The 24,198-nt window shown below is 57.6% G+C and carries 36 protein-coding genes; 3 read left to right on the plus strand and 33 right to left on the minus strand.

The genetic code is table 11. The annotated features are described in order from the left end of the window. Both AC1RGE_RS29825 and AC1RGE_RS29830 read left to right on the plus strand, forming a co-directional pair. Positions 1–1,827 carry a hypothetical protein gene (locus AC1RGE_RS29825; RefSeq protein WP_220223349.1) on the plus strand — a complete coding sequence of 609 codons (1,827 nt, stop codon included), beginning with the start codon at positions 1–3 and terminating at the stop codon, positions 1,825–1,827. Between the two features lie 14 nt (positions 1,828–1,841). Then, positions 1,842–2,894, plus strand: a complete 1,053-nt coding sequence (locus AC1RGE_RS29830; protein WP_492585545.1) for a hypothetical protein — start codon at positions 1,842–1,844, stop codon at positions 2,892–2,894. A gap of 97 nt (positions 2,895–2,991) precedes the next feature. Here the strand turns inward: AC1RGE_RS29830 and AC1RGE_RS29835 are convergent, their stop codons facing one another. After that, positions 2,992–3,501 carry a single-stranded DNA-binding protein gene (locus tag AC1RGE_RS29835; RefSeq protein WP_011063767.1) on the minus strand — a complete coding sequence of 170 codons (510 nt, stop codon included), beginning with the start codon at positions 3,499–3,501 and terminating at the stop codon, positions 2,992–2,994. A 9-nt stretch (positions 3,502–3,510) separates the two neighbouring features. Further along, positions 3,511–4,905: an MFS transporter gene (locus AC1RGE_RS29840; protein WP_011063768.1), complete on the minus strand. Its 1,395-nt coding sequence runs from the start codon at positions 4,903–4,905 to the stop codon at positions 3,511–3,513. 178 nt (positions 4,906–5,083) lie between these two features. Between AC1RGE_RS29840 and uvrA the strand changes: the two genes are divergently transcribed. After that, complete coding sequence (gene uvrA, locus AC1RGE_RS29845) at positions 5,084–7,918, plus strand: excinuclease ABC subunit UvrA (RefSeq protein WP_019094235.1); 2,835 nt, start codon at positions 5,084–5,086, stop codon at positions 7,916–7,918. Positions 7,919–8,036: 118 nt separating this feature from the next. Here the strand turns inward: uvrA and bfr are convergent, their stop codons facing one another. From bfr to AC1RGE_RS30000, 31 genes are all read right to left on the minus strand, one after another. Beyond that, positions 8,037–8,501 (minus strand): bacterioferritin, encoded by a 465-nt coding sequence (gene bfr / locus AC1RGE_RS29850; protein ID WP_011063770.1) that lies wholly within the window; start codon positions 8,499–8,501, stop codon positions 8,037–8,039. A gap of 155 nt (positions 8,502–8,656) precedes the next feature. Then, a complete protein-coding gene (locus AC1RGE_RS29855) occupies positions 8,657–10,105 on the minus strand; it encodes a catalase (RefSeq protein WP_492585547.1) in 1,449 nt (482 codons plus the stop codon). 176 nt (positions 10,106–10,281) lie between these two features. Beyond that, positions 10,282–10,668 (minus strand): 50S ribosomal protein L17, encoded by a 387-nt coding sequence (rplQ, locus tag AC1RGE_RS29860; RefSeq protein ID WP_007924175.1) that lies wholly within the window; start codon positions 10,666–10,668, stop codon positions 10,282–10,284. Between the two features lie 42 nt (positions 10,669–10,710). Beyond that, positions 10,711–11,712: a DNA-directed RNA polymerase subunit alpha gene (locus AC1RGE_RS29865; RefSeq protein WP_007970428.1), complete on the minus strand. Its 1,002-nt coding sequence runs from the start codon at positions 11,710–11,712 to the stop codon at positions 10,711–10,713. Between the two features lie 22 nt (positions 11,713–11,734). Beyond that, positions 11,735–12,355 (minus strand): 30S ribosomal protein S4, encoded by a 621-nt coding sequence (gene rpsD / locus AC1RGE_RS29870; RefSeq protein WP_011063772.1) that lies wholly within the window; start codon positions 12,353–12,355, stop codon positions 11,735–11,737. 18 nt (positions 12,356–12,373) lie between these two features. Beyond that, complete coding sequence (rpsK, locus tag AC1RGE_RS29875; protein ID WP_007924177.1) at positions 12,374–12,763, minus strand: 30S ribosomal protein S11; 390 nt, start codon at positions 12,761–12,763, stop codon at positions 12,374–12,376. Positions 12,764–12,793: 30 nt separating this feature from the next. Beyond that, positions 12,794–13,150 (minus strand): 30S ribosomal protein S13, encoded by a 357-nt coding sequence (rpsM, locus tag AC1RGE_RS29880; RefSeq protein ID WP_003186020.1) that lies wholly within the window; start codon positions 13,148–13,150, stop codon positions 12,794–12,796. Between the two features lie 130 nt (positions 13,151–13,280). Beyond that, positions 13,281–13,397: a 50S ribosomal protein L36 gene (gene rpmJ, locus AC1RGE_RS29885; RefSeq protein WP_002555468.1), complete on the minus strand. Its 117-nt coding sequence runs from the start codon at positions 13,395–13,397 to the stop codon at positions 13,281–13,283. 24 nt (positions 13,398–13,421) lie between these two features. Next, complete coding sequence (gene secY / locus AC1RGE_RS29890; protein ID WP_003210064.1) at positions 13,422–14,750, minus strand: preprotein translocase subunit SecY; 1,329 nt, start codon at positions 14,748–14,750, stop codon at positions 13,422–13,424. Then, complete coding sequence (gene rplO, locus AC1RGE_RS29895; protein ID WP_007924183.1) at positions 14,751–15,185, minus strand: 50S ribosomal protein L15; 435 nt, start codon at positions 15,183–15,185, stop codon at positions 14,751–14,753. Positions 15,186–15,188: 3 nt separating this feature from the next. Then, entirely contained in the window at positions 15,189–15,365 is a 177-nt protein-coding gene (gene rpmD, locus AC1RGE_RS29900) for a 50S ribosomal protein L30 (RefSeq protein WP_003176408.1), read from the minus strand. A 2-nt stretch (positions 15,366–15,367) separates the two neighbouring features. Continuing rightward, positions 15,368–15,868 carry a 30S ribosomal protein S5 gene (gene rpsE / locus AC1RGE_RS29905; protein ID WP_007924184.1) on the minus strand — a complete coding sequence of 167 codons (501 nt, stop codon included), beginning with the start codon at positions 15,866–15,868 and terminating at the stop codon, positions 15,368–15,370. A 3-nt stretch (positions 15,869–15,871) separates the two neighbouring features. Further along, entirely contained in the window at positions 15,872–16,222 is a 351-nt protein-coding gene (rplR, locus tag AC1RGE_RS29910) for a 50S ribosomal protein L18 (protein WP_003186037.1), read from the minus strand. Between the two features lie 10 nt (positions 16,223–16,232). After that, positions 16,233–16,766: a 50S ribosomal protein L6 gene (gene rplF, locus AC1RGE_RS29915; RefSeq protein ID WP_007924185.1), complete on the minus strand. Its 534-nt coding sequence runs from the start codon at positions 16,764–16,766 to the stop codon at positions 16,233–16,235. 12 nt (positions 16,767–16,778) lie between these two features. Continuing rightward, entirely contained in the window at positions 16,779–17,171 is a 393-nt protein-coding gene (gene rpsH / locus AC1RGE_RS29920; RefSeq protein ID WP_011063773.1) for a 30S ribosomal protein S8, read from the minus strand. A gap of 207 nt (positions 17,172–17,378) precedes the next feature. Continuing rightward, positions 17,379–17,684 carry a 30S ribosomal protein S14 gene (gene rpsN, locus AC1RGE_RS29925; RefSeq protein ID WP_003228726.1) on the minus strand — a complete coding sequence of 102 codons (306 nt, stop codon included), beginning with the start codon at positions 17,682–17,684 and terminating at the stop codon, positions 17,379–17,381. Positions 17,685–17,697: 13 nt separating this feature from the next. After that, positions 17,698–18,237, minus strand: a complete 540-nt coding sequence (gene rplE, locus AC1RGE_RS29930; RefSeq protein ID WP_003210069.1) for a 50S ribosomal protein L5 — start codon at positions 18,235–18,237, stop codon at positions 17,698–17,700. Between the two features lie 20 nt (positions 18,238–18,257). Beyond that, positions 18,258–18,572, minus strand: coding sequence for a 50S ribosomal protein L24 (gene rplX, locus AC1RGE_RS29935; protein ID WP_010443924.1), 315 nt, complete (start codon positions 18,570–18,572; stop codon positions 18,258–18,260). 11 nt (positions 18,573–18,583) lie between these two features. After that, positions 18,584–18,952 carry a 50S ribosomal protein L14 gene (rplN, locus tag AC1RGE_RS29940; protein ID WP_011063774.1) on the minus strand — a complete coding sequence of 123 codons (369 nt, stop codon included), beginning with the start codon at positions 18,950–18,952 and terminating at the stop codon, positions 18,584–18,586. Positions 18,953–18,975: 23 nt separating this feature from the next. Continuing rightward, positions 18,976–19,242, minus strand: coding sequence for a 30S ribosomal protein S17 (gene rpsQ / locus AC1RGE_RS29945; RefSeq protein WP_003194644.1), 267 nt, complete (start codon positions 19,240–19,242; stop codon positions 18,976–18,978). A gap of 2 nt (positions 19,243–19,244) precedes the next feature. Further along, positions 19,245–19,436: a 50S ribosomal protein L29 gene (rpmC, locus tag AC1RGE_RS29950; RefSeq protein ID WP_002555481.1), complete on the minus strand. Its 192-nt coding sequence runs from the start codon at positions 19,434–19,436 to the stop codon at positions 19,245–19,247. Continuing rightward, the gene (gene rplP, locus AC1RGE_RS29955) at positions 19,436–19,849 is read right to left on the minus strand and encodes a 50S ribosomal protein L16 (protein ID WP_003228729.1); all 414 of its coding nucleotides are present in this window, start codon (positions 19,847–19,849) and stop codon (positions 19,436–19,438) included. The genes rpmC and rplP overlap by 1 nt, the downstream gene beginning before the upstream one ends. Positions 19,850–19,861: 12 nt before the next feature. Further along, positions 19,862–20,548 (minus strand): 30S ribosomal protein S3, encoded by a 687-nt coding sequence (rpsC, locus tag AC1RGE_RS29960; RefSeq protein ID WP_007924192.1) that lies wholly within the window; start codon positions 20,546–20,548, stop codon positions 19,862–19,864. A gap of 13 nt (positions 20,549–20,561) precedes the next feature. Next, positions 20,562–20,894: a 50S ribosomal protein L22 gene (gene rplV / locus AC1RGE_RS29965; RefSeq protein ID WP_003103908.1), complete on the minus strand. Its 333-nt coding sequence runs from the start codon at positions 20,892–20,894 to the stop codon at positions 20,562–20,564. 13 nt (positions 20,895–20,907) lie between these two features. Continuing rightward, positions 20,908–21,183: a 30S ribosomal protein S19 gene (gene rpsS, locus AC1RGE_RS29970; RefSeq protein ID WP_002555486.1), complete on the minus strand. Its 276-nt coding sequence runs from the start codon at positions 21,181–21,183 to the stop codon at positions 20,908–20,910. Between the two features lie 16 nt (positions 21,184–21,199). After that, complete coding sequence (gene rplB, locus AC1RGE_RS29975; protein ID WP_011063775.1) at positions 21,200–22,024, minus strand: 50S ribosomal protein L2; 825 nt, start codon at positions 22,022–22,024, stop codon at positions 21,200–21,202. Positions 22,025–22,038: 14 nt separating this feature from the next. Continuing rightward, positions 22,039–22,338 carry a 50S ribosomal protein L23 gene (gene rplW, locus AC1RGE_RS29980; protein WP_002555488.1) on the minus strand — a complete coding sequence of 100 codons (300 nt, stop codon included), beginning with the start codon at positions 22,336–22,338 and terminating at the stop codon, positions 22,039–22,041. Continuing rightward, a complete protein-coding gene (rplD, locus tag AC1RGE_RS29985) occupies positions 22,335–22,937 on the minus strand; it encodes a 50S ribosomal protein L4 (protein WP_007924200.1) in 603 nt (200 codons plus the stop codon). Before rplD ends, rplW begins: the two co-directional genes overlap by 4 nt. 12 nt (positions 22,938–22,949) lie before the next feature. Further along, positions 22,950–23,585 carry a 50S ribosomal protein L3 gene (gene rplC, locus AC1RGE_RS29990; RefSeq protein ID WP_007924205.1) on the minus strand — a complete coding sequence of 212 codons (636 nt, stop codon included), beginning with the start codon at positions 23,583–23,585 and terminating at the stop codon, positions 22,950–22,952. An 80-nt stretch (positions 23,586–23,665) separates the two neighbouring features. After that, a complete protein-coding gene (rpsJ, locus tag AC1RGE_RS29995) occupies positions 23,666–23,977 on the minus strand; it encodes a 30S ribosomal protein S10 (RefSeq protein WP_003186070.1) in 312 nt (103 codons plus the stop codon). Positions 23,978–24,117: 140 nt separating this feature from the next. Beyond that, positions 24,118–24,198, minus strand: an 81-nt coding sequence (locus AC1RGE_RS30000) for an EF-Tu C-terminal domain-related protein (RefSeq protein WP_081309343.1), incomplete at its 5' end; no start/stop codon positions are given.

A 24,198-nucleotide genomic window follows, 5' to 3' on the forward strand; every position in this document is an offset into this window, starting at 1 on the left:
ATGAGCATATTGAATGGACCCCGACTGAACTTCTGGGGCGGCATCTCTACCGACGTCAGCGTGCCAAACAACTCACCGACCTTGCCCAATGGCATCGCCACCTCCCTTGAGCTGTTCGACCTGACCACCTCGACCGTGGCGGACCAGGCCAAGACCTATAGCGATGAGCACCTGTACCAACTGATCAACGCCCCGGACCCGAGAATCGGCCCCAACAGCCGGTACACGGCCGGCGGCTGGAACCACTATGGCGAACACGTGGTGACGCTGCACAACGCGCTGATCAGTTCCCAAGGCACCCCGGGCAACATTGCGCTGGAAGGGGATATGGTCGGACAGCCGGTTTACCTGCTCGGCTCCGTGACCCCCGGCACCGGACAAGGTCCCTACTCCGGCCCGATGATGGTCGACCTGGACCCCACAGCCAGCACCACGACCCAGATCTTTGTCGGAGGCCTGCAGATCGGCAACGGCAACACGCCTCAGCTCTTGATTCGCTGGGATACCGTGTGCAGCAGTTTCGACCTCAATACCCGGGTGCTGGAGCCTGCAACCATGGACTCGCCGGGCTCCTTCCACGCCAGCGGCACCTTTCAACTGACCTTTCCGCTGAGCAGCATCGTCAGCTACAACAAGGAAAGTGCCGGACTCCGGGCCCTGATCGAGGCGCCCAACGCTACCGGGATCGTGCTGCGTTTCGTGATGTTCGAAATGTGTCCGACCCTGACCACCGAGCAACTGAATGCCGACTACGCAGCCAACCAGTTCAGCCCGAACCCGAGCATCGGCCGGGTCATCGGTACCCTGGCCACGGCGTTTACCGATGAGCCGCAGATCTGTCCGCCGGGCCGCCAAATCATCAATGCCGACAAAGACCTGAACATCAACAGCGTGGCCTATGCCGAGGTCGCCAACGAGCAACTGAGCATCGACATGGTCAACCTGATCCCCAAGCAGACGTTCAGGGCTGTACGCGACGACATCACCAGCCCCATCGGCCCCAACGCCGACTTCGGGACCGTCACCATCGCGGCCGGAACCACGCCCCTGGCGAGCTTCGAGCCCAGCAATCCGCTGCTGCAAGACTACTACCGGTACGGCGGCATCATCGACGTGCCGCTCAACTCGACCCAGACACAGTTGGTGCAGAGCACGCCCTTGTGCATTAGTGCCCCCGGGACCACCCGCAACCCGGCGCTGTCGGCCCCCGAATGCCCCTATCGGGTCTACAGCGATCAGCGCAACACCTACCTCGATCCCGACAGCACAGGCGTGCAGATCACCTTGCAAGTCCGTTACCTGGGAGCGCCGGTGCAGAAGGCTACGCCGATCAGCATCGATGCCTCGGCGACCGCCGTCTATCAAGCCAACCGCTACTGGAACTTCCTGGAGCTTCCGAACTCGGTAACGGTGCCGGCCGGTCAACCTTCGGTGAGTTTCAACGTCGTTCCCGTCGCCGGTTCCAATACTCAGGCTGGCTTCACCACACTGACCTACACCATCGACAACAACCCTCTGACCCAGAGCTTCAGCAACTTCCGCAAGTACGCCTGGAGCGACTTCGGCGTTCCAACAGGCAGCATCGTCACCTGGGAACAGGCGTTTCAAAACGTGCTGCGCTTTCATTACCTGGCCTTCCCCGCCATGTCGCGCTACATCCAGCTCAATCAGCCCGACGCGGTGATGGGTTACAAACAGGCGATCCTGGCCCGGATATCCCCCGAGTACCAGAACACCACCTTGTACATGTCCGTGGTGCGTTCGATGTCGCCAAGCCAACGCTCCCTGCTGACCGCCTACCTCAACGGCACGCCCTGGCAGCCTTGAACAAGGAGAAGACCATGCCCGTTGCTCTGCATATTCCCACCCAGCTCGAGCAGGTGCTGCGACCGGATCACGTCATCGCCGAGGGCCTGCTCAACCCTCGCGGGGTTTGCCTGCAAGGCGATGGCAGCCTGCTGCTGGCGGAAGCCGGCTCAGGCCTGCCGGACCAGCCGTTCAGCGGCCGCATCAGCTGCCTGCGTCCGGATCCGGGCCAGCCGGGCGCCTACCTGCCGCCCCAGGTCGTGGCCCAGGGTTTTCGTTCGATGAACATGCAATCACGCATGCTTCGCGACGAAATCATGGGCCTGTCGGACATCGCCCTGGGCGACGGGCACTGCCTGGCCAGCCAAACCGATTACGTCGCCGGCTCCAAGCTGCTGGACCTGCAATACAACCCGCCCGAGCCGCTGTTCCATAGTCGCGGCAACCTCAACTCGCTGTGCTATCACCCGTCGCGCCGCAGCTGGCTGGCGGTCAAGCCCGATAGCAACCAACTGGTGGAGTTCAGCGAGGGCGGTGAACAAGTCCTGGCTCAACTGCCCGATCTGGATCAAGGCCAGGAAGCCGTTCCCGTGACCCTGGTGCACGAGCCGCAGACCGATGCCGTGCTGGTCAGCCTGTTCTCCGGCGAGCTGCGCCGGGACCCGGCGCGGATGGGTATCGACTTCGCCGACAAGGCGGGCCAGGTGATCCGGGTCTGGCCCGAGAGCGGCAGGATCGAGGTGCTGATTCGCGGACTGCAACTGCCTACCGGGCTGGCGCTGGACCCGCAGGAGCGGATCCTGGTGCTGGAACTGTGCGACCGGCTGCTGCAACCGTTGCCGCCGGACTGGGCCGGCGAAGTCCTGCACGGCGGCTTCGCCCGCTTCAGCGGCCGCCTGCTGCGCTGCGATTTGCAGCAACGCAGCGTGCAAGTACTCGCCAAGGGCCTGGATACGCCTTCCAACCTGTGCTGCGTCGGAGACGCGGTGCTGGTGAGTGAAGGCATGGGCCTGAGTGGGCGGCCGATTCCGACGCCGGAGCAGCAGGTGGTCGCACTGAGCGGCCGACTGCGGCGAGTGACGCTTTGAGCTGAGTGATGCGGCACACCGGTTAAACCCGGGCATAAAAAAACGGGGCCATCTGCATGGCCCCGTTTTTATCGATGCTGAACGCTGAAAACAGCGATCAGAACGGAATATCGTCATCGAAGCTGTCGAAGTCCGGAGCCGGCTGCGGAGCGGCCTGCTGTGGCGCTGGACGCGACTCACGCTGTGGCTGCGGAGCAGGACGGGACTGCTGTGGACGCGGTGCCGAGTTGGACATGCCGCCCTGGCCTTGCTGGTCGCCCTGTGGACGGCCACCCAGCAGCTGCATGGTGCCCTGCATGTCGACGATGATTTCGGTGGTGTAGCGCTTGATACCGTCTTTTTCCCACTCGCGGGTCTGCAGCTTGCCCTCGATGTAGACCTGCGAACCCTTGCGCAGGTATTCACCGGCGATCTCCGCGACCTTGCCGAACATCGACACGCGGTGCCACTCGGTGCGCTCGACCTTCTGACCGGTCTGCTTGTCGGTCCACTGCTCGCTGGTGGCCAGACTCAGGTTGGTCACGGCGTTACCGTTAGGCAGGTAGCGAACTTCGGGATCCTGGCCGCAAGTGCCGACCAATATGACTTTGTTAACCCCACGGGCCATAACGTTCTCCTAGGCTTCGCTCGCCGACGGCGCTGGATTGACCAGCTGCTCGAGGGTCGTGCGATCCAATAATTCGGTGTCCAATTTGATGTAAATGGCGGCCTCTTCGGCCACCACTACGGCATCTGTTACCCCAACAACGGCCTTCAGGCGCTCGACCAGGCCGGCTTCGCGGATCGCTTCGGGCGATAACGGCAAGCGCAGGCTCGTCACATACGGGGGCTCGCGCATGGTAACAGCAAAGGCCAGCCAGAGTGCAGCCAGGACTGCGCATCCAAGGAACACAGCCGACAAACCGCCATGCTGGAACAACCAGCCGCCGAGGATGCCGCCCAGTGCCGAACCGAGGAACTGGCTGGTGGAATACACCCCCATCGCCGTTCCTTTACCACCCGCCGGCGAAACCTTGCTGATCAGCGACGGCAAGGACGCTTCCAGCAGGTTGAACGCGGTGAAGAACACCACGGTACCAATCACCAGCGCCCGCAGGCTGTCGCCGAACTCCCAGAAGAATAGCTCGGTGAGCAGCAGCGTACTGACCGCGCCCAACAGAACTCGTTTCATTTTGCGTTTCTTCTCGCCGTAGATGATGAACGGGATCATGGCGAAGAAGGAAATCAGCAGTGCGGTGAGGTAGACCCACCAGTGCTGCTCCTTGGGCAGGCCGGCTTTTTCCACCAGCGCCAGGGGCAAGGCCACGAAGCTCGACATGAGCATCGCGTGCAACACGAAGATACCAAGATCCAGGCGCAGCAGATCGGGGTGCTTGAGGGTCGGGATCAGCGCCTGGCGCGCCACTCCGGATTCCCGGTGCTGCAGCGGCCCGGTTGAGCGCGGCACCATGAAGGCGATGATCAGAATGCCCACCAGGGCCATGGCCCCGGTGGCCAGGAACAGCCCCGAAAGCCCAAAACTGCGGGTCAGCAGCGGGCCAACCACCATGGCCACGGCAAAGGACAGACCGATGGTCATGCCAATCATGGCCATGGCCTTGGTCCGGTGCTGTTCGCGGGTCAGGTCGGAAAGCAGCGCCATCACCGCCGCGGAAATTGCGCCGGCGCCCTGCAGGATACGCCCGGCGATCACCCCCCAGATCGAATCGGCGTTGGCCGCCAGCACACTGCCCAGGGCGAACACGATCAACCCCAGGTAGATAACCGGACGACGACCGATACGGTCGGAAATGATCCCGAAGGGAATCTGGAACACTGCCTGGGTCAGGCCATAGGCACCAATCGCCAGCCCGATCAGGGTCGGGGTCGCTCCTGCGAGATCCATTCCATAGGTCGCCAGGACCGGCAGTACCATGAACATGCCAAGCATACGGAAGGCGAACACCAGGGCCAGCCCGCTTGCCGCGCGGGTCTCGCTGCCACTCATGCGTTCGTTGTGGGGATCGTGCATGGATAAACCTCATGTGAACCGGCGGCGATTCTACCAGTCGGATCGATTGAGGGGGTATATGGCGACGCTTTGCCGCGCAGCCCATGCCAGCGATCAAAAAAGCGCCGAACGATAGTGTGCATCCATCCAGTGTTTGGTTTTATACTCCTGCCTTTACGCCCGCCGATCGAGGCCACTTTTGGACAAGATTCTGATTCGTGGGGCCCGCACCCACAACCTGAAGAACATCGACCTGACCCTGCCGCGGGACAAGTTGATCGTCATCACCGGGCTGTCTGGGTCCGGCAAGTCGTCCCTGGCTTTCGACACGCTGTATGCCGAAGGCCAGCGCCGCTATGTCGAGTCGCTCTCGGCCTATGCCCGACAGTTCCTGTCGATGATGGAAAAGCCCGATGTCGACACCATCGAAGGCCTCTCGCCGGCGATTTCCATCGAACAGAAATCCACCTCCCACAACCCGCGCTCCACCGTCGGCACCATCACCGAGATCTACGACTACCTGCGCCTGCTCTATGCCCGCGTCGGTACTCCACGCTGCCCGGACCACGACATCCCGCTGGAAGCCCAGACCGTCAGCCAGATGGTCGACCTGGTGCTGGCCCAGCCCGAAGGCAGCAAGCTGATGCTGCTGGCCCCGGTGATCCGCGAGCGCAAGGGCGAACATCTGTCGGTCTTCGAAGAGCTGCGAGCCCAGGGCTTCGTTCGCGCCCGGGTCAACGGCAAGCTGTTCGAGCTGGACGAGCTGCCGAAGCTGGATAAACAGAAGAAGCACTCCATCGATGTGGTGGTCGACCGCTTCAAGGTCCGCGCCGACCTGCAGCAGCGCCTGGCCGAATCCTTTGAAACCGCCTTGAAACTGGCGGACGGGATTGCCCTGGTGGCGCCGATGGACGACGAGCCGGGAGAGGAGATGATCTTCTCCGCGCGCTTCGCCTGCCCGATCTGCGGCCACGCCATCAGCGAACTGGAACCCAAGCTGTTCTCCTTCAACAACCCGGCCGGTGCCTGCCCGACCTGCGACGGGCTGGGGGTCAAGCAGTTCTTCGACATCAAGCGCCTGGTCAATGGCGAGCTGACCCTGGCCGAAGGGGCGATACGCGGCTGGGACCGGCGCAACGTCTATTACTTCCAAATGCTCGGTTCGCTGGCCTCTCATTACGGCTTCAGCCTGGAAGTACCGTTCAACCAACTGCCGGCGGATCAGCAGAAGGTCATCCTGCACGGCAGCGGCACCCAGAACGTCGACTTCAAATACCTCAACGACCGGGGCGACATCGTCAAGCGCTCCCACCCGTTCGAAGGGATAGTGCCGAATCTGGAGCGCCGCTACCGGGAAACCGAGTCGGCCACCGTGCGTGAAGAGCTGGCCAAGTTCCTCAGCACCCAGCCCTGCCCGGATTGCCGTGGCACCCGCCTGCGTCGCGAAGCGCGGCACGTCTGGGTGGGCGAGAAAACCCTGCCGGCAGTCACCAGCCTGCCCATCGGCGACGCCACCGATTATTTCGGCACCTTGAAACTCACCGGGCGCCGTGGCGAAATCGCCGACAAGATCCTCAAGGAAATCCGCGAGCGCCTGCAGTTCCTGGTCAACGTCGGGCTCGACTACCTGACCCTGGACCGCAGCGCGGACACCCTGTCCGGCGGCGAAGCCCAGCGTATCCGCCTGGCCAGCCAGATCGGCGCCGGCCTGGTGGGGGTGATGTACATCCTCGACGAGCCGTCCATCGGACTGCACCAGCGGGACAATGATCGCCTGCTGGGAACCCTGAAACACCTGCGCGACATCGGCAACACGGTGATCGTGGTTGAACACGATGAAGACGCCATTCGCCTGGCCGACTATGTCGTCGATATCGGCCCGGGGGCCGGTGTGCACGGCGGGCGAATCGTTGCCGAAGGCACCGCCGCAGAGGTCATGGCCCATCCGGACTCCCTGACCGGCAAATACCTCTCGGGCCGGGTGAAGATCGTGGTGCCGGCCAAGCGCACGCCGCGCAACAAGAAGCTCTCCCTGACCCTCAAGGGCGCTCGCGGCAACAACCTGCGCAATGTCGACCTGGAGATCCCTATCGGCCTGCTGACCTGCGTCACTGGGGTATCGGGCTCGGGCAAGTCGACCCTGATCAACAACACCCTGTTCCCCTTGAGCGCCACCGCACTGAATGGCGCCACCACCCTGGAAGCCGCGCCACACGACAGCATCAACGGCCTGCAGCACCTGGACAAGGTAGTGGATATCGACCAGAGCCCGATCGGCCGGACTCCGCGCTCCAACCCGGCGACCTACACCGGGCTGTTCACCCCGATCCGCGAGCTGTTCGCCGGGGTACCCGAGTCGCGCTCCCGCGGCTACGGGCCCGGTCGCTTCTCCTTCAACGTCAAGGGTGGGCGCTGCGAGGCTTGCCAGGGTGATGGCCTGATCAAGGTGGAAATGCACTTCCTGCCGGACATCTACGTGCCCTGCGACGTGTGCAAGAGCAAGCGCTACAACCGCGAAACCCTGGAAATCAAGTACAAGGGCAAGAGCATCCACGAGGTGCTGGAAATGACCATCGAGGAAGCCAGGGAGTTCTTCGACCCGGTGCCTGCCCTGGCGCGCAAGCTGCAGACCCTGATGGATGTAGGCCTGTCCTACATCAAGTTGGGGCAGTCAGCGACGACCCTGTCCGGTGGCGAAGCGCAGCGGGTCAAGTTGTCTCGCGAGCTGTCCAAGCGCGACACCGGCAAGACTCTGTATATCCTTGATGAGCCGACCACGGGCCTGCACTTTGCGGATATCCAGCAGTTGCTGGACGTACTGCACCGCCTGCGCGATCACGGCAACACCGTGGTGGTGATCGAACACAACCTGGATGTGATCAAGACCGCCGACTGGCTGGTGGACCTGGGGCCGGAAGGCGGTTCCAAGGGCGGCCAGATCATTGCCGTGGGCACCCCGGAGCAGGTTGCGGAGATGCCGCAGTCCCATACCGGGCACTACCTCAAGCCGTTGCTGACCCGCGACCGCGCCTGAGGCCCATGAAAAAGCCCCTGGCACTTGACGGTGCCAGGGGCTTTTTTGTCTCTAGGGGTTGCTGCGCTTCCCGCAGAAGCGAGCTTTGCTCGCGAACAGGCAGCAACACCTAAGGCAATCAGAACTGCGATTGCAGGTAGTTCTCCAGGCCGATGGACTTGATCAGGCCCAACTGCTTCTCCAGCCAGTAGGTGTGATCTTCCTCGGTATCCGCCAGTTGGATGCGCAAGATGTCGCGGCTGACATAGTCCTTGTGCAACTCGCACAGCTCGATGCCTTTGCACAACGCGGCGCGCACCTTGTATTCCAGGCGCAGGTCGCTAGCCAGCATCTCCGGCACCGTGGTTCCGGTGTCGAGATCGTCAGGGCGCATGCGCGGAGTGCCTTCGAGCATCAGGATGCGGCGCATCAGGGCGTCGGCGTGTTGCGCCTCTTCTTCCATTTCATGGTTGATACGCTCATAGAGCTTGGTAAAGCCCCAGTCTTCGTACATCCGCGAGTGGATGAAATATTGGTCTCGTGCTGCCAGCTCGCCCGTCAGCAACGTGTTGAGGTAATCGATTACGTCCGGGTGACCTTGCATCGCCCTACATCTCCCTGCTTGAAAGTGGATAGTTTGAACCAAGCTGACTTGCAGGTCACTTAGAAATAGCTGAAAAAGTGAAGAATATCTGAGAAAACCAGTAGAAATAACGCAAAAACCGCCCTAATGAGGGCGGTTCTGCTTCTTATTTAGACTTACTTGAGCGATACGCCCAAAGCTTTGACGATGCCTTCGCCGTAAGCCGGGTCGGCCTTGTAGAAATGCTGCAACTGCCGATCAACCACATCAGCCGTCACTCCAGCCATGGCGCCCGCGATGTTATTGATCAGCAACGCCTTCTGCTCATCGTTCATCAGGCGGAACAACGCACCAGCGTGGCTGTAGTAGTCGGTGTCTTCACGATGATCGTAGCGGTCCGCAGCACCGCTGAGTGCCAGGGCCGGCTCGGCATAACGTGGAGCCTGCTTCGGCGCATCGCCATAGCTGTTGGGCTCGTAGTTAGGCGCCGCGCCACCATTGGTACCGAAAGCCATGGAGCCGTCGCGCTGGTAGCTGTTCACCGGGCTCAATGGAGCGTTCACCGGCAACTGTTGGTGGTTGGTACCCACACGGTAGCGATGCGCGTCGGCGTATGCGAATACCCGGCCTTGCAGCATGCGGTCCGGCGAAAGACCTACCCCAGGTACCATATTGCTAGGGCCGAATGCAGCCTGCTCGACCTCTGCAAAGTAATTCAACGGGTTGCGGTTCAGTTCCAGCTCACCCACTTCGATCAACGGGAACTCTTTCTGCGACCAGGTCTTGGTCACATCGAAGGGGTTCTCGTAATGCGCGGCGGCTTGAGCTTCGGTCATGACCTGGATGCACACGCTCCATTTCGGAAACTCACCGCGCTCGATCGCATTGAACAGGTCGCGCTGGGCGTAATCAGGATCGGTACCGGCCAGGCGCGCTGCGTCAGCCGGCGCCAGGTTCTTGATGCCCTGCTTGGTCTTGTAGTGCCACTTGACCCAGTGCCGCTCACCCTTGGTGTTGATCAGGCTGTAGGTGTGGCTGCCAAAGCCATGCATGTGGCGGTAGCCGTCCGGAATACCCCGATCGGAAAACAGAATGGTTACTTGGTGCAGCGCCTCGGGCGAATGGGACCAGAAATCCCACATCATCTGGGCACTTTTCAGATTGCTCTGGGGCAAGCGCTTCTGGGTGTGGATAAAGTCGGGAAACTTCAGCGGGTCGCGAATGAAGAACACCGGGGTGTTGTTGCCTACGATGTCCCAGTTGCCTTCTTCGGTGTAGAACTTGAGGGCAAAGCCGCGTGGGTCACGCTCGGTGTCTGCCGAACCACGCTCGCCGCCTACCGTGGAAAAACGCAGGAAGGTCGGAGTCTTCTTGCCTACCGCCTCAAACAACTTGGCGCTGGTGTACTCGGTGATATCACGAGAAACGGTGAAAGTGCCATAGGCGCCCGAACCTTTGGCGTGCACGCGACGCTCGGGAATATTCTCGCGGTTGAAATGGGCGAGCTTTTCGATCAGGTGAAAATCGTCGAGAAGCAGAGGACCCCGGGGACCGGCGGAACGAGAATTCTGGTTATCAGCGACAGGAGCGCCACTTGCGGTAGTAAGAGTTTTGGTCTGGCTCATGCTCAATCTTCCTCTGTCAGTCTGTGAAACTGCCGGCTAATCGGCTGATAAAGAGTATTGACCACCAGTGTTACAACATCCAATGCATTACACATTAGCTAACGATAGAAATATCCAATATAGGCAGACACAAAAAACCGGGCGCTAGGCCCGGTTCCTTGTTTCAGACTGACGTCTTACTCAGCGGATACAGCTTCACCGCCGACAGCACGATCAACCAGTTCAACGTACGCCATAGGAGCGTTGTCGCCAGCGCGGAAACCGCACTTGAGGATGCGCAGGTAGCCACCCTCACGGGTAGCGTAGCGCTTGCCCAGGTCGTTGAAGAGCTTACCAACGATAGCTTTCGAACGAGTACGGTCGAAAGCCAGACGGCGGTTAGCCAGGCTGTCTGTCTTGGCCAAAGTGATCAGCGGCTCGGCAACGCGGCGCAGTTCTTTAGCTTTCGGCAGTGTAGTTTTGATCAGCTCGTGCTCGAACAGCGACACCGCCATGTTCTGGAACATGGCCTTGCGGTGCGAGCTGGTGCGGCTCAGGTGACGCCCACTTTTACGATGACGCATGGTTCATTCCTTACCAAACACAACGTTCGGTGATTACGACGATCAGGCAGTCGCCTTGTCGTCCTTCTTAAGACTTGCAGGCGGCCAGTTGTCGAGGCGCATGCCGAGGGACAGACCGCGGGAGGCCAGAACGTCCTTGATTTCAGTCAAGGATTTCTTGCCCAGGTTCGGAGTCTTCAACAGTTCTACTTCGGTACGCTGAATCAGGTCGCCGATGTAGTAAATGTTTTCCGCCTTAAGGCAGTTAGCCGAACGTACAGTCAGTTCCAGATCGTCAACCGGGCGAAGCAGGATCGGATCGATCTCGTCTTCCTGCTCGACTACCACTGGCTCACTGTCACCCTTGAGGTCGACGAACGCAGCCAACTGCTGTTGCAGGATGGTTGCAGCACGACGGATAGCCTCTTCAGGATCCAGAGTACCGTTGGTTTCCAGATCAATAACCAGCTTGTCCAGGTTAGTACGCTGCTCGACACGGGCGTTTTCCACCACGTATGCGATACGGCGAACCGGGCTGAACGAAGAGTCGAGCTGCAAGCGACCAATGCTGCGGCTTTCGTCTTCATCGCTCTGACGCGAGTCGGCCGGTTCATAACCACGACCACGAGCTACTACGAGCTTCATGTTCAGGGCGCCGTTAGACGCCAGGTTAGCGATTACGTGATCGGGATTAACGATCTCGACATCATGATCCAGCTGAATATCGGCAGCGGTAACCACCCCCGAACCCTTCTTCGACAAGGTCAGCGTAACTTCGTCACGGCCGTGCAGCTTGATAGCCAGACCTTTAAGGTTCAACAGGATTTCAATTACGTCCTCCTGTACACCTTCGATGGCGCTGTACTCGTGGAGCACACCGTCAATCTCGGCCTCGACTACTGCACAGCCGGGCATTGAGGACAACAGGATGCGGCGCAGCGCGTTGCCCAGGGTGTGGCCAAAACCACGCTCGAGAGGCTCGAGGGTGATCTTGGCGCGGGTTGGACTGACAACCTGCACATCAATGTGGCGGGGTGTCAGGAACTCATTTACCGAAATCTGCATGGATGCACCTATTTTCTAGCCCTTACTTGGAGTAGAGCTCGACAATCAGGCTTTCGTTGATGTCGGCGGACAGATCACTGCGAGCTGGAACGTTCTTGAAAACGCCCGACTTCTTCTCAGTGTCTACTTCTACCCATTCTACGCGGCCACGTTGAGCACACAGATCGAGAGCTTGGACAATGCGAAGTTGATTTTTTGCTTTCTCGCGAACAGCGACCACGTCACCAGCACGAACCTGGTAGGACGGAACGTTAACGGTCTGACCGTTTACGCTGATCGACTTGTGCGATACCAGCTGACGGGATTCGGCACGAGTAGAACCGAAGCCCATGCGGTACACAACGTTGTCCAGACGGCATTCGAGCAGTTGCAACAGGTTTTCGCCGGTTGCGCCCTTCTTGCCAGCTGCTTGTTTGTAGTAGCCGCTGAATTGACGCTCGAGTACGCCGTAGATACGACGAACTTTTTGCTTTTCACGCAGCTGGGTGCCGTAGTCGGATTGACGACCGCGACGCTGGCCGTGGATGCCAGGAGCTGCTTCGATGTTGCACTTGGATTCGATAGCGCGCACGCCGCTCTTCAGGAAGAGATCGGTGCCTTCGCGACGAGCCAGTTTGCATTTTGGACCAATGTAACGAGCCATTCTTTACAATCTCCTGGATTACACGCGGCGCTTCTTCGGCGGACGGCACCCGTTGTGCGGGATTGGCGTCACGTCGGTGATGCTGGCGATCTTGTAGCCACAGCCGTTCAAAGCGCGGACTGCGGATTCACGACCTGGACCTGGACCCTTGACGTTGACGTCGAGGTTTTTCAGGCCATATTCCAGCGCAGCTTGACCAGCACGCTCAGCAGCTACTTGAGCAGCGAACGGGGTGGACTTGCGAGAACCGCGGAAACCCGAACCACCGGAGGTTGCCCAGGAAAGAGCGTTACCTTGACGGTCGGTGATGGTCACGATGGTGTTGTTGAAAGACGCGTGGATGTGGGCGATGCCATCAACCACTGTCTTTTTAATCTTTTTACGAGGACGAGCAGCAGGTTTTGCCATGACTAAATTCCTGTCGATTCGCTGGTGCGATTACTTGCGGATCGGCTTACGCGGACCTTTGCGAGTACGCGCGTTGGTCTTGGTACGCTGACCGCGCACTGGAAGACCACGACGATGGCGCAGACCGCGGTAGCAGCCCAGATCCATCAAGCGTTTGATTTTCATGTTGATTTCGCGACGCAGGTCACCTTCAGTGGTGAACTTCGCCACTTCGCCACGCAGCTGTTCAATTTGCTCGTCGCTCAGATCCTTGATCTTCGCAGCTGGGTTGACCCCAGTCACCGCGCAGATTTTCTGCGCAGTAGTGCGACCAACACCATAGATGTAGGTCAGCGAGATAACAGTATGCTTGTTATCTGGAATGTTAACGCCTGCAATACGGGCCATTCAGTGGGACTCCAATTGACAGCTACCTACGCCCCGGAAGCCAAGAAATAGGGCGCGAGATAATATCGCTGTAATAACAAATAATCAACCCGGCAGCGCACTAGCTGCCGGGCTTGAAGCACAATCACACTCAGCCTTGGCGCTGTTTGTGACGCGGTTCCGCGCTGCAAATTACTCGAACAACACCTTCGCGGCGAATAATCTTGCAGTTACGGCACAGCTTTTTCACCGATGCACGAACTTTCATCACCAACTCCTCGAACCTTATGGATTAGCGCAGCATGCCGCTGCCGTAACCCTTCAGGTTGGCTTTCTTCATCAGGGATTCGTACTGGTGGGAAACGAGGTGCGATTGTACTTGCGACATAAAGTCCATAACAACCACGACCACGATCAGCAACGAGGTCCCGCCAAGGTAGAACGGAACGTTTGCAGCAACCACCAGGAACTGGGGCAACAGGCAGACGGCCGTCATATATAGAGCACCGAACATGGTCAAACGAGTCAGAACGCCATCAATGTAGCGCGCCGACTGCTCACCTGGACGGATGCCCGGAATAAAGGCACCGGACTTCTTCAGGTTTTCCGCTACGTCTTTCGGATTGAACATCAACGCCGTATAGAAGAAGCAGAAGAAAATAATCCCTGCACTAAACAGCAGAATATTCAACGGCTGACCAGGAGCGATCGACTGCGAGATGTCCTGCAACCAGCCCATACCTTCAGACTGACCGAACCAGGCACCCAACGAAGCCGGAAACAGCAAAATGCTGCTCGCGAAGATAGCAGGAATAACACCAGCCATATTCACTTTCAGCGGCAAGTGGCTGGTCTGCGCAGCAAATACCTTGCGGCCCTGCTGACGCTTGGCGTAATGAACAGCAATACGACGCTGACCACGCTCAATGAACACCACAAAACCGATAATCGCTACTGCCAGCAAACCGATCGCAACCAGGGCAAAAATGTTGATATCACCCTGACGTGCAGACTCGAAAGACTGCCCGATCGCTCTCGGAAGACCGGCGACGATACCTGCGAAAATCAACATCGAGATACCGTTGCCAACACCACGCTCAGTAATCTGCTCACCCAGCCACATCATGAACATCGCACCAGCCACAAAAGTGGATACCGCGACGAAATGGAAGCCAAAGTCACCAGTGAACGCAACACCCTGACCCGCCAAGCCAACGGACATGCCGATAGCTTGAACCAGGGCCAGGATGACAGTGCCGTAGCGGGTGTACTGGCTGATCTTGCGACGGCCAGCTTCACCTTCCTTCTTCAACTGCTCCAACTGCGGGCTGACGGCTGTCATCAGCTGCATGATGATCGATGCCGAGATATACGGCATGATCCCCAGTGCAAAGATGCTCATCCGTTCCAGCGCGCCGCCGGAAAACATGTTGAACAAGCTAAGAATGGTCCCCTCATTCTGTCGAAACAGGTCCGCGAGTCGGTCAGGGTTGATACCTGGAACCGGGATGTGTGCGCCTATTCGGTAGACGATAATCGCCAAGAACAGAAAACGCAGACGAGCCCAAAGTTCAGACATACCGCCTTTGCCGAGCGCAGAGAGAGCACCTTGCTTAGCCATTTATTCCTCGAACTTGCCGCCAGCTGCTTCGATAGCCGCACGCGCACCTTTGGTGGCTGCGATACCCTTGATGGTCACAGCGCGAGTAACTTCGCCGGACAGCATGATTTTCACACGCTGAACGTTTTGGTTAATCACGTTGGCATCTTTCAGGGACTGCACGGTGACGATGTCGCCTTCCACTTTAGCCAGCTCGGACAGACGCACTTCTGCGCGATCCATGGCCTTCAGGGAAACGAAACCGAACTTCGGCAGGCGACGATGCAGCGGCTGTTGACCGCCTTCAAAGCCTGGAGCAATGGTGCCACCGGAGCGGGAAGTCTGACCTTTGTGACCACGGCCACCAGTCTTACCCAAACCACTACCGATACCACGGCCCGGACGATGCTTTTCGCGACGGGAACCCGGCGCTGGACTCAGATCATTGAGTTTCATCGATTAACCCTCGACACGCAGCATGTAGTAAGCCTTATTGATCATCCCGCGATTCTCGGGAGTATCCTGGACTTCTACAGTGTGACCGATGCGACGCAGACCCAGACCCTTAACGCACAGTTTGTGGTTAGGGATACGGCCGGTCATGCTTTTGATCAGCGTTACTTTTACGGTAGCCATGATCAGATGATCTCCTGGACGCTTTTGCCACGCTTGGCGGCAATGGATTCAGGGGACTGCATTGCTTTCAAACCCTTGAAAGTGGCGTGAACCACGTTTACTGGGTTAGTCGAGCCGTAGCACTTGGCCAGAACGTTCTGAACGCCAGCTACCTCGAGGACAGCACGCATAGCGCCGCCAGCGATGATACCGGTACCTTCAGAAGCAGGCTGCATGTACACCTTGGAAGCGCCGTGAGCGGACTTCATTGCGTACTGCAGAGTGGTGCCGTTCAGGTCAACTTGGATCATGTTGCGGCGAGCAGCTTCCATTGCCTTCTGGATCGCAGCAGGCACTTCACGCGACTTGCCACGGCCGAAGCCAACACGGCCCTTACCATCACCAACCACGGTCAACGCGGTGAAAGTGAAGATACGGCCGCCTTTTACGGTTTTGGCTACGCGGTTAACTTGAACCAGCTTCTCGATGTAGCCTTCGTCGCGCTTTTGGTCGTTATTTGACATAACTTAGAACTCCAGCCCAGCTTCACGAGCAGCATCAGCCAGCGCCTTGACGCGGCCGTGGTACTTGAAGCCAGAGCGGTCGAAAGCCACCTGCGAGACGCCAGCGGCTTTCGCACGCGTAGCGACCAGCTGGCCAACCTTAGTGGCCGCGTCGATGTTGCCAGTGGCGCCATCACGCAGTTCTTTATCCAAAGTCGAGGCACTTGCCAGGACTTTGTTGCCGTCGGCCGAAATGACCTGGGCGTAGATGTGCTGCGAAGAGCGGAACACGCAGAGACGCACGACTTCGAGTTCGTGCATTTTCAGGCGTGCTTTGCGAGCGCGACGCAGTCGAGTAACTTTTTTGTCGGTCATTTGCTATGCCCTACTTCTTCTTGGCTTCTTTACGACGGACGACTTCGTCCGCGTAGCGCACACCTTTGCCTTTGTAAGGCTCTGGTGGACGGAAGTCGCGGATCTCAGCGGCCACTTGACCTACCAGCTGCTTATCGATGCCCTTGATCAGGATATCGGTCTGGCTAGGAGTCTCAGCGGTGATGCCTTCCGGCAGTTCGTAATCCACTGGATGCGAGAAGCCGAGGGCCAGGTTCAGCACTGTGCCTTTTGCCTGTGCCTTGTAACCAACACCGACCAGCTGGAGCTTACGCTCGAAGCCTTGGCTTACGCCTTGGACCATGTTGTTTACCAGAGCACGAGTGGTACCGGCCATTGCGCGAGTTTGTTGGTCGCCGTTGCGAGCAGCGAAACGCAGCTCACCAGCTTCCTGAACAATTTCAACGGACGAGTGTACGTTCAGTTCGAGAGTGCCCTTGGCACCCTTCACCGAAAGCTGTTGGCCGGCGAATTTGACTTCGACACCAGCTGGCAGCTTAACGGGGTTCTTAGCGACGCGAGACATGCTTATCCCCCCTTAGAACACAGTGCAAAGAACTTCGCCGCCGACACCGGCAGCGCGCGCAGCACGATCAGTCATCACACCTTTGTTGGTGGAGACGATAGACACGCCAAGACCGCCACGTACTTTCGGCAGTTCTTCAACGGACTTGTACTGACGCAGGCCTGGACGGCTAACGCGCTTCACTTCTTCGATGACCGGACGGCCTTCGAAGTACTTCAGCTCGATGGACAGCAGAGGTTTGATTTCGCTGCTGATCTGATAACCCGCGATGTAACCTTCGTCCTTCAGGACTTTTGCTACAGCCACCTTCAGCGTGGAAGACGGCATGCTTACGACGGACTTTTCAGCCATCTGGGCATTACGGATTCGAGTTAGCATGTCCGCTAACGGGTCCTGCATACTCATGGGCTAGATGCTCCTGATACAAAAAGAATTAGCCTTGCGGCTACAACTGTCGCCGAGAAATTCCGGGCAAAAAACACGGGCTCAGGCGAGCCGGTCATTCTAGACACACCCCAGAAATGAATCAAGCCCCAAAAGGGGCTTGATTCACGTTCAAGGCCACCGGCGATCGGGATCTTGCGAGCCCGAACACCGAGACTTTGATAGCTATTACCAGCTGGCTTTAACCAGACCTGGTACGTCACCACGCATTGCAGCTTCACGCAGCTTGTTACGGCCCAGGCCGAACTTGCGGTAAACGCCGTGCGGACGACCAGTCAGGCGGCAGCGGTTACGCATGCGCGAAGCGCTTGCATCACGTGGCTGCTTCTGCAGAGCTACGGTAGCTTCCCAACGAGCTTCTGGACTTGCGTTCAGATCCACGATGATAGCTTTCAGCGCTGCACGCTTGGTGGCGTACTTGGCAACGGTGAGCTGACGCTTCAGCTCACGGTTCTTCATGCTCTTCTTGGCCATTTTCCTACTCCAATCAGTTGCGGAACGGGAATTTGAAAGCACGCAGCAGAGCGCGGCCTTCATCATCGTTCTTAGCAGTGGTGGTCAGGGTAATGTCCAGACCGCGGAGAGCATCGATCTTGTCGTAATCGATTTCCGGGAAAATGATCTGCTCTTTAACGCCCATGCTGTAGTTGCCACGACCGTCGAAGGACTTGGCATTCAGGCCGCGGAAGTCGCGAACCCGAGGCAGGGAGATCGACAGCAGACGATCCAGGAACTCGTACATACGCTCACGGCGCAGGGTCACTTTGACGCCGATCGGCCATCCTTCGCGGACTTTGAAGCCAGCGATGGATTTACGAGCGTAGGTCACAACGACTTTCTGGCCGGTGATCTTTTCCAGGTCAGCAACAGCATGCTCGATGACTTTTTTGTCGCCGATTGCTTCGCCCAGACCCATGTTCAGGGTGATTTTGGTAACGCGCGGAACTTCCATCACGTTCGAAAGCTTAAGTTCTTCCTTAAGTTTCGGAGCGATTTCCTTCCGGTAAATCTCTTTTAGTCGTGCCATGGTCTTCTACCTAGCAGTGTTCAAGCATCAACCGCTTTTTGGGTCGACTTGAAGACACGAATTTTTTTGCCGTCTTCTACTTTGAAACCAACGCGGTCAGCCTTGTTGGTTTCGCTGTTGAAAATGGCGACGTTGGAAGCGTGCAGTGGCGCTTCTTTCTCGACGATACCGCCCTGTACGCCCGACATCGGGTTAGGCTTGGTATGACGCTTGACCAGGTTCAGGCCACCGACGACCAGACGGTCGTCAGCCAGAACCTTAAGCACCTTACCGCGCTTACCTTTGTCTTTGCCGGCGATCACGATGATCTCGTCGTCACGACGAATCTTTTGCATGTCGGATCTCCTTACAGCACTTCTGGGGCGAGCGAGACGATCTTCATGAACTTCTCGTTGCGAAGTTCACGGGTCACTGGCCCAAAGATACGGGTGCCGATCGGCTCTTGCTTGTTGTTCAACAGAACAGCAGCGTTGCCATCAAAGCGGATGATGGAGCCGTCTGCACGACGAACACCATGGCGAGTGCGGACTACAACAGCAGTCATCACTTGGCCTTTTTTCACCTTACCGCGAGGAATTGCTTCCTTGACGGTAACTTTGATGATGTCACCGATACCAGCGTAACGACGATGGGAGCCACCCAGCACCTTGATGCACATAACGCGGCGAGCGCCGCTGTTATCGGCCACATCGAGCATGGATTGAGTCTGAATCATATAATTTCTCCGACCCCTAGCCCTTAGACTTCCACAGCGCGTTCGAGAACATCAACCAGGGCCCAAGACTTGGTCTTGGCCATCGGACGAGTTTCACGAATAGTGACTTTGTCGCCGATGTGGCACTGGTTGGTTTCGTCGTGCGCGTGCAGCTTAGTCGAACGCTTAACGTATTTACCGTAGATAGGGTGCTTAACGCGACGCTCGATCAGAACGGTGATGGTCTTGTCCATCTTGTCGCTGACAACACGGCCAGTCAGCGTACGGACAGTTTTTTCGGCTTCAGCCATGATTACTTACCTGCCTGCTGGTTGAGCACAGTCTTCACGCGAGCGATGTCACGCTTAACTTGCGAGAGCAGATGAGACTGCCCCAACTGGCCAGTTGCTTTCTGCATACGCAGATTGAACTGGTCGCGCAGCAGGCCGAGCAGTTGCTCGTTCAGCTGCTGTGCGGATTTTTCACGAAGTTCATTCGCTTTCATCACATCACCGTCCGTTTAACAAAGGAGGTGGCGAGCGGCAGCTTTGCAGCAGCCAGGGCGAAAGCCTCACGCGCCAGCTCTTCAGAAACACCCTCGATTTCATACAGGACTTTGCCTGGCTGAATCTGGGCTACCCAGTATTCGACGTTACCCTTACCTTTACCCATCCGAACTTCGAGAGGCTTTTTGGAAATAGGCTTGTCCGGGAATACACGGATCCAGATCTTGCCACCACGTTTTACGTGACGGGTCAGAGCACGACGCGCTGACTCGATCTGACGAGCGGTGAGACGACCACGAGCAACAGACTTCAGCGCGAACTCGCCGAAGCTGACTTTGCTACCGCGCAATGCCAGACCACGGTTGTGGCCGGTCATTTGCTTGCGGAACTTCGTACGCTTTGGTTGCAACATTTGGCGTACCCCTTACTTAGCAGCTTTTTTACGAGGCGCAGGTGCTTGCGGCTTCAGCTCTTCTTGGCGACCACCAATTACTTCGCCTTTGAAGATCCAAACCTTCACACCGATCACACCGTAAGTGGTGTGAGCTTCGTAGGTGGCATAGTCGATATCGGCACGCAGGGTGTGCAGTGGCACACGACCTTCGCGATACCATTCAGTACGTGCGATTTCAGCACCGCCGAGACGACCGCTCACTTGGATTTTGATGCCTTTGGCACCAATGCGCATGGCGTTCTGTACGGCGCGCTTCATAGCACGACGGAACATTACGCGACGCTCCAGCTGCTGAGCTACGCTCTGCGCAACCAGCATACCGTCGAGCTCCGGCTTGCGGATCTCTTCGATATTGATGTGCACAGGCACACCCATTTGCTTGGTCAGGTCCTGACGCAGCTTCTCAACATCTTCACCTTTCTTGCCGATCACGATGCCGGGACGAGCGGTGTGGATGGTGATGCGTGCAGTTTGAGCCGGACGATGGATATCGATACGGCTTACGGACGCGCTTTTTAGTTTGTCTTGGAGATACTCACGCACATTCAGATCTGCGAGCAAATAGTCCGCATAAGTCCGACCGTCTGCGTACCAGACGGAGGTGTGCTCCTTGACGATTCCCAGGCGAATGCCAATGGGATGTACTTTCTGACCCATCTCTTCGACTCCGTTACTTGTCAGCAACCTTGACAGTGATATGGCAAGACCGCTTGACGATGCGATCAGCACGGCCTTTGGCACGTGGCATGATGCGCTTCAGCGAACGCCCTTCGTTGACGAAAACGGTGGAGACCTTCAGGTCATCAACGTCTGCGCCTTCGTTATGCTCGGCGTTGGCTACGGCCGACTCCAGCACTTTCTTCATGATCTCGGCGGCTTTCTTACTGCTGAAAGCCAACAGGTTGAGCGCTTCGCCCACCTTCTTCCCGCGGATCTGGTCGGCGACCAAGCGGGCTTTCTGGGCGGAGATTCGAGCGCCCGACAACTTAGCGGCTACTTCCATCATTCCTTACCCCTTAACGCTTGGCTTTCTTGTCAGCCACGTGCCCGCGATATGTACGGGTACCGGCGAACTCGCCCAGTTTGTGGCCGACCATGTCTTCGTTCACGAGAACTGGAACATGCTGACGACCGTTATGCACAGCAATGGTCAGACCGACCATTTGTGGCAGGATCATGGAACGGCGCGACCAGGTCTTAACTGGTTTGCGATCGTTCTTTTCCGCCGCCACTTCGATCTTCTTCAGTAGGTGAAGATCAATAAAAGGACCTTTTTTCAGAGAACGTGGCACTGTCGTATCCCTCTATTTACTTGCGACGACGGACGATCATTTTGTCGGTACGCTTATTACCACGAGTCTTCGCGCCCTTAGTCGGGAAGCCCCATGGCGATACCGGATGACGACCACCAGAGGTACGACCTTCACCACCACCATGTGGGTGGTCAACCGGGTTCATGGCAACACCACGAACGGTTGGGCGAACGCCACGCCAGCGTTTGGCACCAGCTTTACCCAGCGAACGCAGGCTGTGCTCGGAGTTCGAGACTTCGCCCAGGGTCGCGCGGCATTCAGCCAGCACTTTACGCATTTCACCAGAACGCAGACGCAGGGTCACGTAGACACCTTCACGAGCGACCAGCTGAGCCGAAGCACCAGCCGAACGAGCGATTTGCGCGCCTTTACCTGGCTTCAGTTCGATGCCGTGTACGGTGCTACCAACTGGAATGTTGCGCAGTTGCAGAGCGTTGCCCGGCTTGATCGGTGCCAGAGCACCTGCGATCAGCTGGTCGCCAGCGCTCACGCCTTTAGGGGCGATGATGTAGCGACGCTCGCCATCTGCGTACAGCAGCAGAGCGATGTGAGCAGTACGGTTTGGATCGTATTCAATACGCTCGACAGTGGCAGCGATGCCATCTTTGTCGTTGCGACGGAAGTCGACCAGACGGTAATGCTGCTTATGACCACCACCAACGTGACGAGTGGTAATGCGGCCATTGTTGTTACGACCACCAGACTTCGATTTCTTCTCGAGCAGCGGTGCGTGAGGAGCGCCTTTATGCAGCTCCTGGTTGACCACCTTGACCACAAAACGGCGGCCAGGGGAAGTCGGTTTGCATTTAACGATTGCCATGATGCACCCCTTCCTTACTCAGCACTGCTGCTGAAATCGAGATCTTGGCCTGGCTGAAGGGAGATAACTGCCTTCTTCCAGTCATTACGCTTGCCCAGACCGCGAGCGGTACGCTTGCTCTTACCCAGAACGTTCAGGGTAGTAACGCGTTCCACTTTCACGCTGAACAGGCTTTCGACGGCCTTCTTGATTTCCAGCTTGGTTGCGTCAGTAGCAACCTTGAAAACGAACTGGCCTTTCTTGTCTGCCAGAACCGTAGCCTTCTCGGAAACGTGCGGGCCAAGCAGAACTTTAAATACGCGTTCCTGGTTCATCCCAGCAGCTCCTCGAATTTCTTCACGGCCGACACAGTGATCAACACTTTGTCGTATGCGATCAGACTAACTGGATCGGAACCTTGCACGTCACGAACATCAACGTGTGGCAGGTTACGAGCAGCCAGGTACAGGTTCTGATCAACAGCGTCCGACACGATCAGAACGTCGGTCAGGCTCATGTTGTTCAGCTTGCCCAGCAGATCTTTGGTTTTCGGAGTTTCAACAGCGAAATCCTGAACCACGACCAGACGATCAGTACGCACCAGCTCAGCAAGGATGGAACGCATTGCTGCGCGATACATCTTCTTGTTCAGCTTCTGGGAGTGATCCTGAGGACGAGCTGCGAAAGTGGTACCGCCGCCACGCCAGATTGGGCTACGGATAGTACCGGCACGAGCACGGCCAGTACCTTTCTGACGCCATGGGCGCTTGCCGCCACCGGAAACGTCGGAACGGGTCTTTTGCTGCTTGCTACCTTGACGGCCGCCGGCCATGTAGGCCACGACTGCTTGGTGAACCAGCGTCTCGTTGAATTCGCCGCCAAATGTCAGTTCGGAAACTTCGATCGCTTGAGCGTCATTTACATTTAATTGCATGTCAGCTTCCCCTTAACCGCGAGCCTTGGCCGCCGGACGTACAACCAGGTTGCCGCCAGTAGCGCCAGGAACAGCACCCTTGACCAACAACAGATTGCGTTCAGCGTCGACGCGCACTACTTCCAGGGACTGCACGGTCACGCGCTCAGCGCCCATATGACCGGACATTTTTTTGCCCTTGAATACACGACCAGGAGTCTGGCACTGGCCAATAGAGCCCGGGACGCGGTGGGAAACGGAGTTACCGTGGGTGTTATCTTGACCGCGGAAATTCCAACGCTTGATGGTACCGGCGAAGCCTTTACCTTTCGACTGACCGGTAACGTCTACCAGTTGGCCAGCAGCGAAGATTTCTGCATTGATCAGATCGCCAGCTTGGTACTCGCCTTCTTCAAGACGGAATTCCCAAACGCCACGACCGGCAGCAACGTTCGCTTTAGCGAAGTGACCTGCTTGAGCAGCAGTCACGCGCGAAGCACGACGCTCACCTACAGTGACCTGCACTGCACGATAGCCATCGGTTTCTTCAGTTTTGAACTGGGTGACGCGATTCGGCTCGATCTCAATGACCGTGACCGGAATGGAGACACCTTCTTCGGTGAAAATACGGGTCATACCGCATTTACGACCGACTACACCAATAGTCATGTTGTAAACCTCATGAGTGTACGGGGCTTTCACCCGCTATGGCCGCCCATTTCAGAGCGTTACACGACTAAGACCGAGTCTTAGCCGAGGCTGATCTGCACTTCCACACCTGCCGCAAGATCAAGCTTCATAAGAGCATCAACGGTTTTATCCGTTGGCTGGACGATGTCCAGTACGCGCTTATGAGTACGGATCTCGTACTGGTCACGCGCGTCTTTGTTGACGTGCGGGGAGACCAGAACGGTGAACCGCTCTTTACGGGTAGGCAGTGGAATTGGACCACGCACTTGAGCACCAGTACGTTTCGCGGTTTCCACGATTTCCTGGGTGGATTGGTCGATCAGGCGATGGTCGAAAGCCTTCAACCTGATACGGATTTGCTGATTTTGCATTGGATTTCAGACTCCAGGCTGCTATTCCCACCGGGCGCAATACGCCCGTTAAAAGGAGGCGCAATTCTATAGACGGCCCCACAGAGTGTCAACCCAATAAAAAAGCCCCCGCAAGCGGGGGCTTCTTCATGAGTCGTCGATTACTCGATGACTTTGGCTACGACGCCAGCGCCGACGGTACGACCGCCTTCACGGATAGCGAAACGCAGACCATCTTCCAT

The sequence above is a fragment of the Pseudomonas sp. GW823-FHT02C05 genome, assembly GCF_058797595.1.